The organism is Actinokineospora bangkokensis (assembly GCF_001940455.1).
GTDB lineage: Bacteria > Actinomycetota > Actinomycetes > Mycobacteriales > Pseudonocardiaceae > Actinokineospora > Actinokineospora bangkokensis.
In genome coordinates this window covers 304481-317098 of record NZ_MKQR01000026.1, presented here as the reverse complement: position 1 = coordinate 317098, position 12618 = coordinate 304481, and the positions used below count along the sequence as shown (strand labels likewise).

Sequence of the window (12618 nt, the reverse complement as noted above, 5' to 3'; positions counted from 1 at the left end):
TAGGCCTGCGCGGGGTGAGGCGGGGAACACCGGGGTGGGTGGCGGCCGGGTTCCGACACTGCGACGATGGGTCCGCCATGGCAGCCCACAACCCCGTCCGCGCCGAGGTCGAGATCAACCTCGACAACCTGCGGCACAACGTCGCCCTGCTGGTGCGCCGGGCCGCGGGCGCGGACGTGATGGCGGTGGTGAAGGCCGACGGCTACGGCCACGGCGCCGTCCCGGTCGCGCGGGCCGCGCTGGCCGCGGGCGCCACCTGGCTCGGGTCCTGCTCGCTGGCCGAGGCGCTCGCGCTGCGCGCGGCCGGGGTCGAGGCGCCCGTGCTGGCCTGGTTGGACACCGCGGGCACCGACCTCGCCGCAGGCGTAGCGGCCGGTGTGGACATCGGGGTGTCCAGTGTGGAGCAACTGGCCCGGGTGCGCGGCGGGCGCGTGCACCTCAAGGTGGACACCGGGTTGGGCCGCGCCGGGTGCCCGCCGCCGCTGTGGGCCGAGCTGTGCGCGGCGGCCGCCGCCTCCGACAACGAGGTCCACTCCATCTGGTCGCACCTGGCCCGCGCGGACGAGCCCGGCCACCCCGCCACCGACGAGCAGGCCCGCCGGTTCGCCGCCGCCCACGAGGTCGCGCTGGCCGCCGGGCTGCGCCCGCGCAGGCACCTGGCGAACTCCGCGGCCACGCTGTCGCGCCCGGACCTGCACTTCGACATGGTGCGCGTCGGCATCGCGATGTACGGGCTCAACCCGCTGCCGCAGCCGGAGGACCTGCGCCCGGTGATGGCCTTCCGCTCGTCGGTGGCGCTGACCAAGCGGGTGCCCGCGGGCGAGTCGGTGTCCTACGGGCACACCTGGACCGCGCCGGTCGACACCACCCTGGCGCTGGTGCCGGTCGGCTACGCCGACGGCGTGCCGCGCCTGCTGTCCAACCGGTTCGACGTGCTGCTGGCGGGCAAGCGCCGCCCGGTGCGCGGCCGCGTCTGCATGGACCAGGTCGTCGTGGACTGCGGCGACGACGACGTGCCGGTCGGCGCCGAGGTGGTGCTGTTCGGCGACGCCGCGCGCGGGGAGCCCACCGCGACCGAGTGGGCCGACACCCTCGGCACCATCGACTACGAGGTCGTCACCGGCATGCACCGGCCCCGGGTCAGCAGGCGGTACGCGTGAACCGGGCGGGCTGGGCCGGGGTCATCGGCGCGGGGGTCGGCATCGCGGTCGCGGGCACCGCGGTCGCCGTGCGGGCGGCGCGCGGGCGCCCCCGCCCCGACGAGCGCCGCCCCGACGAGCGGCTGGGCACCCTGCCCCCCTCGCGGGAGTTCAGCGTCGCCACCGACGACGGCCTGGCGCTGTCGGTGGAGGAGGTCGACCCGGACGACGGCGGCGACCCCGCGCTGACGGTCGTGTTCGTGCACGGCTTCGCGCTGAGCAGGCTGTGCTGGCACTTCCAGCGCGAGGCCCTCGCCGCGCTCACCGCCCCCCGGGTGCGCCAGGTGCTGTTCGACCTGCGCAGCCACGGCCGCTCCGCCCGCGCCACCGGCCCCACCAGCACCATCGAGCAGTTGGCCGCCGACCTCGACGAGGTGCTGCGGGTGGCCGCGCCGACCGGGCCGCTGGTGCTGGTCGGGCACTCCATGGGCGGCATGACGATCATGGCGCTGGCCGAGCGGCACCCGGACCTGTTCGCCGACCGGGTGCGCGGGGTGGCGCTGATCGGCACGTCGGCGGGGGAGATCGGCAAGCGCGGCCTGCCCCGCCCCATCCTGTCCAAGTACAACCCGCTGACCAGGCTCGTCGGCGAGGTCGCCGACTGGCAGCCCGGCCTGGTGGAGCTGATCCGGCACGCGGGCGGCGGGGTCACCAGGGCGGCGGTGCGCCGGTTGGGGTTCGGCAGCGGCAGCGTGAGCCCCGGCGTGGTGACGTTCCTGGTGCAGATGCTGGACGTGACCCCGGTGCGGGTGCTGGCCGACTTCATCCCCACCCTGGGCAGCCACAACCGGTACGCGGCCCTGGCGGGCCTCAAGCACTGCCGGGTCCTCGTCCTCTCCGGCGACGAGGACCGGATGACCCCGTTCTCGCACGCCGAGCGGATCGCCGCCGAGCTGCCCGACGCCCAGCTGGTGCGCGCCGCGGGCGCGGGCCACTGCGTCATGCTGGAGCGACCCGACCTGGTGGACGACCACCTGGTCACCCTGCTGCGCGAGTGCGCCCGCGGCCGAGGCGCGGGCCGGAGGAAGTGGTGGCGCCGTGCCTGACCCCCTGCACCTGCCGACCCCCGAGGACACCGAGGCCTTCGGCCGCGCGCTCGCGGCCGAGCTGCGCGCGGGCGACCTGGTCATCCTGGCGGGCCCCCTCGGCGCCGGGAAGACCGCGCTGACCAGGGGCATCGCCGCGGGCCTCGGCGTCGAGGGCCGGGTCAGCAGCCCCACCTTCGTCATCGCCCGCCACCACCCGGCGGGCGCCCGCGGCATCCCCCTGGTCCACGTCGACGCCTACCGCCTGGGCGGCGACCTCGACGAGCTGGACGACCTGGACCTCGACAGCGCCCTGCCGGACTCGGTGGTGGTGGTCGAGTGGGGCGAGGGCTCCGCCCACCGCCTCAACGCCGACCACCTCGTCATCCGCCTCACCCGCCACGACGACGACACCCGCACCGCCACCCTGGAACCGCACGGCGCGTGGGCGGACCGGGCCGATTTCCCGTTCTCCCTCCCCACCCGCACGCCCTAGGCTCTCCCGCATGCGTGCGGTGATCTTCGACTGGGGCGGCACCCTCACCCCGTGGACGACCATGGACCACCTGGCCGCCTGGCGCGCCTACGCCGACGTGGTCCACCCCGACGACCCCGGTGCCGCGGCGGCCCTCGCCCAAGCCGCCCTCGCGGCCGACGACGAACTCTGGGTCCGGGTCAAGGAGCACCACCGCGCCTTCACCCTCTACGACGTCCTCGACCGCGCGGGGGCCCCCGCAGACCCCGCAGCCCTCGACGCCTTCCGCAGCTACTGGGACCCCGCCACCCGCACCGACCCCCAAGCCGCCCCCATGCTCCAAGCCCTCAAGGCCAGGAACCTGCGCACCGGCGTCCTCTCCTCAACCTCCTGGCCCGGCCACTGGCACGAGGACATCCTCCGCCGCGACAACGTCCTCCACCACTTCGACGGTTGGGTCTGGAGCAGCGACCTCCAGCACACCAAACCCCACCCCGAAGCCTTCGAGGCAGCCATGGCCGCCATCGGCGTCACCAACCCCGCCGAATGCATCTACGTGGGCGACCGCCCCTACGACGACATCCACGGTGCCAAATCCATCGGCATGAAGGCCATCCTCATCCCCCACAGCCCCATCCCCGAACACCAACTGGTCCCCACAGACCTGGCCCCCGACGCCATCCTCCCCTCCCTGGCCGACCTCCCCGCCCTCATAGACCCCTGGCTCTGACCACCCCGCCTCCCCCACGAGCCCACCCACGCCCCGTGGCGAAGCCCATCCCCAAAGCCGTCGCTCACCCCCACCAACCGCTTCGTACCCCCATGCCCTGTGGCGAAGCCCATCCCTAAAGCCGTCGTTTGGCCAACGCCACCCCCACCCCGCAAACCATGGTGCCCAGCCCCACCACCAGCTCGGCAAACCCAACGATGCTCAGCTGAGCAAGAAGTCACGGCGTTGCCTACACCCCGGCCTGACCCAGTCCTGGCCGCTCGTAGCTCGGGAGGTGGTGTGTCAAGGGTGGGCGAAGCCCATCGCGAAGCGACGCCCGCAGGGCGCCCTTGACTCGCCACCTCCCGAGTTACACACTCGCGGCCCCCGAGGACAGGCCCCCCACTGCGCCAAGAACCCGTCCACACCGTGCCGATCCCACCCGTCCACACCGAGCCAAGATCAACTCCACGCGCCCCCACGCGTCACCATCCGCAGCCCCCACCCACCCAAGGGGCTCTGGTCCCTTGCGGCCATTCTACCGCGCTGACCAGCGCAAACACCCCGAAAACGATCTCCCTGTGGACAACTCGCCCACCATTGAGCGACCCACCCAAGGGTGATCCCGCCTCACACCCCCAGCGCCCGTTTGGTCACCTTCCCCATCTCGTTGCGCGGCAGCGAATCCAAGTACCGCACCACCCGCGGCCGCTTGTGCGGCGACAACAGCGCGGCCACGTGCTCGCCCAGCTCCTCCACCCCCGGTCGAGCCCCCTCGGCGCACACCACCCACGCCACGATGCGCTCCCCGAGGTCGTCGTCGGGTTCGCCCGTGACGGCGACCTCGGCCACCCCCGGGTGCTCCAGCAGGGCGTTCTCGATCTCCCCGGCGCCGATCTTGTAGCCGCCGCTCTTGATCAGGTCGGTGGCGCGCCTGCCGACGATGCGGACGTAGCCGTCGGGTTCGCGGACGGCCATGTCGCCGGTGTGGAACCAGCCGCCGCGCAGGGCCTCGGCGGTGGCGTCGGGGCGGTTGAGGTAGCCGAGGAACAGGTTCTCCCCGCGCACCTGCACCTCCCCGACGGTCTCGCCGTCGAAGCCCTCGACCGGGTCGCCCGCGTCGTCGACCAGGCGCAGCTCGACGCCCGGCAGCGGGAGGCCGACGGTGCCGGGGCGGCGGTCGCCGTCGGCGCGGACGCTGGTGTTCATCAGGGTCTCGGTCATGCCGTACCGCTCGACGACGGCCTGGCCGGTGGCGCGGGTGATCCTGGCGTGGTCGGAGGCGGGCAGCGCGGCCGAGCCGGACACCAGCAGCCGGGCCCGCGCCACCTGCGCGGCCAGCCCCGGGTCGGCCTCGCACTCGGCGGCGAGCCGGTGGTACATCGTGGGGACGCCGAACATCATCGTCGCCGGGCCCGCCAGCTCGGCGCCGATCGCGTGCGGGTCGAACCGGCCCAGGTGGCGCACCCCGCCGCCGCGGCGGATCGGCCCCAGCACGCCCACCACGAGCCCGTGCACGTGGAACAGCGGCAGGGCGTGCACCAGCACGTCGTCGGCGGTCCACCCCCACGCCTCGGCCAGCGCGTCGAGGTTGCTCGCGATCGCCCGGCCGGGCATCAGCACGCCCTTGGGCGGCCCGGTGGTGCCGGAGGTGTAGACGATGAACGCGGGCTGCTCGGGGTCGGGCGGCCCGGGCAGCGGCCCCGGCTCCTGCGCGGCGGGGTCGACCTCGACCCGCTCCAGCTCGGCCAGCGGCCCCGGCAGTTCCACCCCCGGCGCGACCAGCACCAGCTCCGGCTCGCTGTCCCCGACGATGTGCGCCAGCTCCCGCGCCCCGACCTTGGGGTTCACCGGCACCACGGCCACCCCGGCGACCAGCGCGCCGACGACGGCCACGCAGGTCTCCAGCGACGCCGTCGCCCACACCGCCACCCGGCGGGCCCCGGCGACCCGGGCGGCGACCACCCTGGCGGCCCCGGCCAGCTCGGCGAAGGTCAGCGCCCGGTCCCCGAAGCGGACGGCGTCGCGGTCAGAGGGCTCACGCAGCGTCGGCAGCAGCACCCCACCGACTCTAGTGCGCACCCGCCCCCCGGGTGGGTGCCCGCGACCGCGGTGGTGCCCACCCGGAGCATCCGGTACGACGCCCGCCGGGCGGGCCTCGTAACCTTGACAGCCGTGCTGGTCCTCGCTGTCGACACGTCCACCCCCGCGGTCACCGCCGGGGTCGTCGAACTGCCCCCGGACGGTCCGCCGGTCCTGCTGGCCGAGCGCGTCACGGTGGACGCCAGGGCGCACGGCGAGCTGCTGACCCCGCACGTGCGCGACGCCCTGGCCGAGGCGGGGAAAGCGCTTGCGGACCTGGACGCGCTGGTCTGCGGGGTCGGGCCCGGCCCGTTCACCGGGCTGCGCGCGGGCATGGTGACCGCCGCCGCGCTCGGGCACGCCGTCGACCGCCCGGTGCACCCGGTGTGCTCGCTGGACGCCATCGCCGCGCTGGTGCCCGGTGAGCCGCTGCTGGTCGTCACCGACGCCCGCCGCCGCGAGCTGTACTGGGCCGCCTACGCCGCCGACGGCACCCGGTCGGCGGGCCCGGACGTCCTGGCCCCCGCGCTGCTCGCCGAGCGCCTGCCGGAGCTGGGCGTGGCCCGGGTCGCCGGCGCCCGGCTCGGCGGGTTCGACCTGCCGGTCACCGGCCCAGAGCACCCCACCCCGGTCGGCCTGGTGGCCGCGGCCGCCGCCGCGCTGCGCTCGGGCGCCGAGCCCGGTGAGCTGACCCCGCTGTACCTGCGCAGGCCGGACGCGGTGGAGCCGGGCGCGCGCAAGCGGGTGACCCCGGCATGACGGTGCGCCTGGAGCCGCTGCGCCGCGCCGACCTGCGCCGGTGCGCCGAGCTGGAGCGGGAGCTGTTCGCCGGGGACGACCCGTGGACCGAGGCCGCGTTCGCCGCCGAGCTGGACTGGGGCCACCACTACCTCGCCGCCCGCGACGGCGACGAGCTGGTCGGCTACGCGGGCCTGGCCCTGCTGGGCCGCCCCGGCGACCGGGAGGCGGAGGTGCACACCATCGCCGTGGCCCCCGGCCACCAGCGCCGCGGCGTCGGCCGGGACCTGCTGCGCGCCCTGCTGGAGCGCGCCGACGCCGAGGGCGCCGACGTGTTCCTGGAGGTGCGCACGGACAACGCCGCCGCGATCGCCCTCTACGAGGCGCACGGCTTCACCACCACCGGCCTGCGCAAGCGCTACTACCAGCCCTCCGGCGCCGACGCGTACTCCATGCGCCGCCCGGCGCACGCCGCCGCGACCCCTGGGGAGGACACCCCGTGACCATCGTCCTGGGCATCGAGAGCTCGTGCGACGAGACCGGCGTCGGCATCGTCCGCCTCGACGACGACGGCACCAAGACCCTGCTGGCCGACCAGGTGGCCTCCAGCGTGGAGCTGCACGCCCGCTTCGGCGGGGTGGTGCCCGAGGTCGCCAGCCGCGCGCACCTGGAGGCCATGGTCCCGGCCGTGCGCCGGGCGTTCGCCGAGTCCGGCCTGCGGATGTCCGATGTGGACGCGATCGCGGTCACCTGCGGCCCAGGACTGGCGGGCGCGCTGCTGGTCGGGGTCGCCGCCGCGAAGGCCTACGCGCTGGCCCTCGACGTGCCCCTCTACGGCGCCAACCACCTCGCGGGCCACGTCGCCGCGGACACCCTGGAGCACGGCAGGCTGCCCTCGCCCTGCCTGGCCCTGCTGGTCTCCGGCGGCCACAGCCAGCTGCTCAAGGTCGACGACCTGGCCACCTCGATCACCGAGCTGGGCTCCACCATCGACGACGCGGCGGGCGAGGCCTACGACAAGGTCGCCCGCCTGCTCGACCTGCCCTACCCGGGCGGCCCGCCCATCGACAAGGCCGCCCAGCAGGGCGACCCCGCCGCGATCGCCTTCCCCCGCGGCCTCACCGGCCCCCGCGACGCCCGGTACGACTTCTCCTTCAGCGGCCTCAAGACCGCCGTCGCCCGGTGGGTCGAGGCCGAGGAGCGCGCCGCCCGCCCCATCCCGGTCAACGACGTGGCGGCGGGCTTCCAGGAGGCCGTGGCCGACGTCCTGACCCTCAAGGCGCTGCGCGCGGCCGAGGACCACGGCATCGACACCCTCGTCATCTCCGGTGGCGTCGCGGCCAACTCCCGCATCAAGTCCCTGGCCGGGGAGCGCTGCGCCAAGGCGGGCCTGCGGCTGCGCTTCCCCCGCCCCCGCCTCTGCACCGACAACGGCGCCATGATCGCCGCCCTCGGCGCGCACCTCGTCGAGGCGGGCGTCAAGCCCTCCAGCCTGGAGCTGCCGTCCAACCCGGCCCTCCCGGTCAACGTGGTCAGCGTCTGACACCGGCTTCCCCGACCGGGAGACCACGGTTTGCGGTCGCCCACAAGGCCGACTCCCTGCCTGGTCCATCCGGCGGTGCACCCGCGCACCCGAGCCGGCAGATACTCGACATGTGACGACGGCTCCAGTCCTGTGGGGGATTTCCTTCGACGGGGCCGCTCTCTCCGGTGTCGTGGTGGAGTTCATCAAGCTCGCCGCGGAGTTCCACCGCCGCGGGCTGGCCGTGCGCCTCGACCTCGGCTACGACGTCAAGGCGGACAAGGGCCGCTTCCACCGCCCGTACACCGACGAAGCCCGTTCCCTGCCCCCGTGGATCACCCTGGACCGGGTGCCCGGCCTGGGCTCGGTCCCCGACTACGACCAGGGCTTCGTCGCGGGGGTCCTGGCCGAGGTCGTCGGCCGGGACGACCGGGCGCTGCTGCCGCGGGTGCACCGGGCCGCCGAGGCGATCGCGGACCGGCTGCTGGCGCACTGGGAGGACCTGGGCGTCACCGTCGTGGTGGTGGAGAACGGCACCCTGCCGGAGAACATCACCTACACCCACGCGCTGTACCTGGCCATCGAGCGCTACGGGGCCCGGCACGGCCTGGGCCGCTTCGTCTTCTGGCGCGACCACGACCTGATGTGGCAGAGCGAGCCGGGCACCGGCAAGTACGGCGCGCACCCGTACCCGACGACGCCCAAACCCCGCAACAGCCCGCACATCCACTACTTCGCGCTGCACGAGCACGCGCTGCGCCGCACGACCGCGTGGGCGCCCGGCCTGCGCAACATCAGCGTCCTGCCGAACACGTTCACCCACGCCGAAGCCCGCGTCACCAGCCGCAACGCGGCCTTCCGCGCCGACTTCGGCATCCCCGAGGGCGTCCCGCTGCTGGCCAGGTTCACCCGCGTCATCCGGCAGAAGCGCATCGACCGCGACCTGCACCTGCTCGCGGGCCTGCGCGCCCGGGGGGTGGACGCGGTGCTGTTCGTGGCGGGCGACACCGAGGAGTCCCCGGCCGAGCACGCGCACCTCACCGCGCTGGGCAAGCGCTTGCGGGTCGACGACCGGGTGGTCTTCGGCGGCAGGCTCGCCCCCTACGACGCCACCGGCGACGGGTACGGGGTGCGCGACCTGCTGGCGCACGCGACCCTGGCGCTGTTCCTCACCTCGCACGACTACGAGAGCTACGGCAACCCAGTCGGTGAGGCGATCGCCTCCGGCACCCCGTACGCGGCGAGCCGCTACGAGCTCTACGACGCCGTCTACGGCGACCGCGGGTTCACCGCGCCGCTGCTGGACGTGGCCGAGCACGACCTGCCCACCGCCGCGTTCACCGCCGCGGTGGCGGACCTGATCACCGACGCGGAGAGGCGGCACGCGGTCATGGCGCACAACCACCGGCTTGGCGAGGAGCACTTCGGGCGCGACCGGGTGGGCGACGCGGTGGCCCGGCTGCACCCGGTGCCGATGGGCGCGCGCACCCGGCTCAGCGTGGTGCTGCCGGTGTACGACGAGGCGGCGAACCTCGACCGGGTGCTGGCCTCGCTGCGCGACCAGCGCGGGCCGGACGGGCCGCTCGACCGCGAGCTGTACGAGGTCGTGGTGGTGGACAACAACTCCACCGACGACACCGCCGCCATCACCCGCCGGTTCGCCGCGGCGCACCCGGACCTGGCGGTGCACCTGATCGCCGAGCCGGAGCAGGGCGTGTCGTGCGCGCGGCGGGCCGGGATGGACTTCGCCGTCGAGCGCGGCCGGGCCCGCCCGTTCACCGACCCCGACGAGCGCTGCTACCTGGTGTCGGCCGACGCGGACTGCGTGGTGGACCCGGACTGGCTGTGGGAGCTGTTCGAGGCGATGGAGTCGAGCAAGGCCGCGATCGGGGTGTGCGACTACTACTACTCCGCCGAGCACTTCACCGGCCGCCCGCTGCTGTGGGACGCCATCCAGCGCACCCTGCGGTGCAGGCTGGCGGCGTGGCCGGTGCTCGGCGGGTTCCCCGACGGCAAGGGCTTCGCCGTCGAGCGCGAGGCGTACGCGGCGGTCGGCGGGATCGAGGTGTTCTACCAGCTGCGCGACGGCCGGTTCGTCAACCACCTCTCCGACGACTGGGACTTCGGCATCCGGGTGCGCGGCAGCGGCCACGACATCACCTTCGCGCCGCGGTCGCGGGTGGAGATCAACCCGCGCCGGGTCAACCACGCCCTCGACGAGGTGATCACCGGCCGCGCCTACGGCAGCGACGGCACCATCGTCATGCGCGACATCCGCGTCGACGAGCCGGGGCCCGCGCGGGGCGACGACCTGACCCCGGCCGAGGCGCGGCAGGCGTGGGAGTTCTCCATCAAGGACTTCACGCCCAAGAACCTCGTCCTGCCGGTGCTGCTCACCCCCTCGCTGCTGGAGGAGCAGCGCGTCGTCGAGTTCCTGGGCGCGGACTTCGCCGCCCGGTTGGGTGCGCGCATCGCTGAGATCCGCGACGAGATGCGCATCGTCGACTTCACCCCGATCCACAGCTACAAGACGCCGTCCTACCGGCTGTACCTGGAGTTCCGCGAGGAGCTGTTCGAGGTGCTGCGCCGCGCGGTGGGCGAGGACATCGGGTACCCGCCGCCGCTGCCGGACTGCTTCGCCGACGTGCCACCGGAGCGCTTCGCGGAGTTCGTGCGCTACTACTGCGAGGACAGGGAATCCGGCGAGGCGCACAACTACTTCGGCAACGGGGGTGTGTTCTGATGGGCGCCCCCACCTCCGCCGCCGGCCTGGCCTCGCTGCTGTCGCTGGACTCCGGCCACCCCCGGCCCGCCGTGCTGGATACCCTCGCGGACCCGGCGAACGCGCACCTGCTGGAGTACCTGGTCGAGGACCCGTTCGGCGCGCACGTGTTCCCCGGCAACGTGCCCGGGTACGCGCCGGAGGCGTTCCTGGCAGACCTGGACGCGCAGCTGGCGGCCACGGCCCCCATCCACCTGTGGTCCTACATCCCCACGTGCGCCTACCGGTGCCGCTTCTGCCAGTACCCGGTGGTGCTGGTCAAGGGCAGCCCCGAGGTCGTCGACGCCAAGGCCGAGCAGTGGGTGGACTGGAACATCCGCGAGGCGCGGCTGTGGCTCGACGCCGTGCCGAACCTGCGCCGGGCCCCGGTCGGGGAGTTCAACGTCTTCGGCGGCACGCCCTCGCTGCTGCCCGCGGGCGCCATCCGCAGGCTGCTGGACTTCTACCGGGAGAACTTCGGGTTCACCGACGACACGACGGTCCGCTTCGAGGGCGACCCCAGCACCTTCACCCCGGCGAAGCTGGACCTGCTGCGGGAACTGGGCTGCACCAAGCTCTCCAGCGGCGTGCAGTCCTTCGACGACAAGGTGTTGCGCGAGTGCGGGCGGGAGCACTCGTCGCAGATGTGCGTCGACTTCGTGCGCAACGCCCGCGCCGCCGGGTTCGAGTGGGCCAGCATCGACCTGATGTACGGGCTGCTCGACCAGACCGTTGACAGCGTCCGCCGCGACCTGGACGTGGTGCTGGACAACGAGGTCGACGCGGTGGTGTGCACCAAGCTGCACCTGATGTCCTACGCGGACACCCGCACCGGTGTCACCGGGGAGAAGCCCGCGGCGTGGCAGTTCCCGGAGTACCGGCGCAAGCTGGGGGAGTCGGGGCACCACTGGCCGAGCCTGGGCGAGCAGTACCAGATGCGCGAGCTGCTCACCGAGGGCCTGGTGGCCGCCGGGTACGCCGAGCACCCCACCATGTACTTCGCCCGCGCCGGGCTGGCCCCGGAGAAGTGGAAGGGCATCATGGTCGACCAGGACAAGCAGGAGGCCGAGGTCGCCATCGGCCTCGGCGGCAGCTCCTCCTGCCGGGCGTCGGAGGCGATCACCGACACCAACCGCGACCACTACGCCCGGGCCGTCGAGCAGGGCCGCGTGCCGCTCGGCTCGGCCACGAGCTTCACCCCGCAGGCGCAGGAGGCCCGCGCGGTGAAGATGGCGCTCACGACGCTGCAACCCCTGCGCGACGACCTGCACCGGGCCCGCTTCGGCACGTCCCTGTTCGACGAGCCCTGGGCGTCGTCCTTCGAGGGCATGGCCGCCCGCGACCTGCTCGTCCTCGACCGCGCCCGGGGCGAGGTCGTGCTCACCGGCACCGGCCGCACCCTGGTCGAGGCGCTGATCAACAAGGAGCTGTGACGCCGGTAATTGCGTTGCGACCGGCCCCCGCCGCGGCGCATAGTCGTCCCAGCGACGACGACGAGACCCCCGAGGAGGGATCGTGAAGCACAGCTACCACCAGGCGGAGCGACCCGCCCCCGGATGGTGTTCCCCGTGACGCCCTGACCCCAGGTCAACGTCACCGGGAAGCCGCCCCAGCGCACCGCGCCGAGGCGGCTTCTGCTGTCGTCGGGCTCCCCGCGCACGGGCGGGGCCCCACCCACACCACATCTCGGTCCGGTGCACTCGGGTCGGGGTGGGAGCCGTGCGCCCGTCCCGACCCGTCCACCCCCATGGCCCAGCGGACAAGGCACCGGTCTACGGAACCGGGGACCCAGGTTCGACTCCTGGTGGGGGTACTGCCCGCGGATCGCGACCGCGGGACCAACCACGGCGCCCCGGGCTCCACCGACGGGCAAACCGGTGTCGCAGACCGGGCGCCGCCAGGTGCGGTGACCCCGGGGTCCCACTAATCCCGGGGTCACCGCCACCGCTCAGCTGGAGGTGACAACCACGTCCGAGGCCTTCACGAACGCCACCCGGTGCCCGAACTGGATCTGCACGTACTTCTCCCCGCGCACGACCTGGTGGGTGGACCCGTCGAAGGTCGTCGCCCAGTAGTACTCGGAGTTCGTGGTCAGGCCCACCACGTA

At 74.0% G+C, this 12618-nt stretch carries 10 protein-coding genes and 1 tRNA gene; 10 read left to right on the top strand and 1 reads right to left on the bottom strand.

What is annotated here, in order from left to right; genetic code table 11:
* Nucleotides 1–77 precede the first annotated feature (77 nt).
* The 4 genes from alr to BJP25_RS24035 are packed head-to-tail and all read left to right on the top strand — an operon-like array spanning nucleotide 78 to nucleotide 3429.
* Nucleotides 78–1160, top strand: coding sequence for an alanine racemase (gene alr, locus BJP25_RS24050; protein ID WP_075977259.1), 1083 nt, complete (start codon nucleotides 78–80; stop codon nucleotides 1158–1160).
* Nucleotides 1157–2245 carry an alpha/beta fold hydrolase gene (locus tag BJP25_RS24045; protein WP_075977258.1) on the top strand — a complete coding sequence of 363 codons (1089 nt, stop codon included), beginning with the start codon at nucleotides 1157–1159 and terminating at the stop codon, nucleotides 2243–2245. The genes alr and BJP25_RS24045 overlap by 4 nt, the downstream gene beginning before the upstream one ends.
* Nucleotides 2238–2720, top strand: a complete 483-nt coding sequence (tsaE, locus tag BJP25_RS24040; protein ID WP_075977257.1) for a tRNA (adenosine(37)-N6)-threonylcarbamoyltransferase complex ATPase subunit type 1 TsaE — start codon at nucleotides 2238–2240, stop codon at nucleotides 2718–2720. The genes BJP25_RS24045 and tsaE overlap by 8 nt, the downstream gene beginning before the upstream one ends.
* Before the next feature lie 10 nt (nucleotides 2721–2730).
* Nucleotides 2731–3429 (top strand): HAD family hydrolase, encoded by a 699-nt coding sequence (locus BJP25_RS24035; RefSeq protein ID WP_075977256.1) that lies wholly within the window; start codon nucleotides 2731–2733, stop codon nucleotides 3427–3429.
* 609 nt (nucleotides 3430–4038) lie between these two features.
* Here the strand turns inward: BJP25_RS24035 and BJP25_RS24030 are convergent.
* A complete protein-coding gene (locus tag BJP25_RS24030; protein WP_408607193.1) occupies nucleotides 4039–5469 on the bottom strand; it encodes an acyl-CoA synthetase in 1431 nt (476 codons plus the stop codon).
* A 114-nt stretch (nucleotides 5470–5583) separates the two neighbouring features.
* On the opposite strand from BJP25_RS24030, the gene tsaB reads away from it, so the two are divergent.
* The 6 genes from tsaB to BJP25_RS24000 all read left to right on the top strand — a co-directional run bounded on the left by tsaB (nucleotide 5584) and on the right by BJP25_RS24000 (nucleotide 12324).
* Nucleotides 5584–6249, top strand: coding sequence for a tRNA (adenosine(37)-N6)-threonylcarbamoyltransferase complex dimerization subunit type 1 TsaB (gene tsaB / locus BJP25_RS24025; RefSeq protein ID WP_075977801.1), 666 nt, complete (start codon nucleotides 5584–5586; stop codon nucleotides 6247–6249).
* Nucleotides 6250–6251: 2 nt separating this feature from the next.
* Nucleotides 6252–6731: a ribosomal protein S18-alanine N-acetyltransferase gene (gene rimI / locus BJP25_RS24020; RefSeq protein WP_075977800.1), complete on the top strand. Its 480-nt coding sequence runs from the start codon at nucleotides 6252–6254 to the stop codon at nucleotides 6729–6731.
* Nucleotides 6728–7771 carry a tRNA (adenosine(37)-N6)-threonylcarbamoyltransferase complex transferase subunit TsaD gene (gene tsaD, locus BJP25_RS24015; protein WP_075977255.1) on the top strand — a complete coding sequence of 348 codons (1044 nt, stop codon included), beginning with the start codon at nucleotides 6728–6730 and terminating at the stop codon, nucleotides 7769–7771. The genes rimI and tsaD overlap by 4 nt, the downstream gene beginning before the upstream one ends.
* Before the next feature lie 175 nt (nucleotides 7772–7946).
* Nucleotides 7947–10493 (top strand): glycosyltransferase, encoded by a 2547-nt coding sequence (locus BJP25_RS24010; protein ID WP_233158234.1) that lies wholly within the window; start codon nucleotides 7947–7949, stop codon nucleotides 10491–10493.
* The gene (locus BJP25_RS24005) at nucleotides 10493–11944 is read left to right on the top strand and encodes a radical SAM protein (RefSeq protein WP_075977253.1); all 1452 of its coding nucleotides are present in this window, start codon (nucleotides 10493–10495) and stop codon (nucleotides 11942–11944) included. Before BJP25_RS24010 ends, BJP25_RS24005 begins: the two co-directional genes overlap by 1 nt.
* Before the next feature lie 308 nt (nucleotides 11945–12252).
* Nucleotides 12253–12324: transfer RNA gene (locus BJP25_RS24000), tRNA-Arg, on the top strand.
* The last annotated feature ends 294 nt before the right edge of the window (nucleotides 12325–12618 follow it).

What these genes read in the sequence shown, in the direction of transcription:
- alr (WP_075977259.1), top strand. Translation starts at nt 78, where the DNA reads ATGGCAGCCCACAACCCCGTCCGCGCCGAGGTCGAGATCAACCTCGAC.
- BJP25_RS24035 (WP_075977256.1), top strand. Translation starts at nt 2,731, where the DNA reads ATGCGTGCGGTGATCTTCGACTGGGGCGGCACCCTCACCCCGTGGACG.
- BJP25_RS24005 (WP_075977253.1), top strand. Translation starts at nt 10,493, where the DNA reads ATGGGCGCCCCCACCTCCGCCGCCGGCCTGGCCTCGCTGCTGTCGCTG.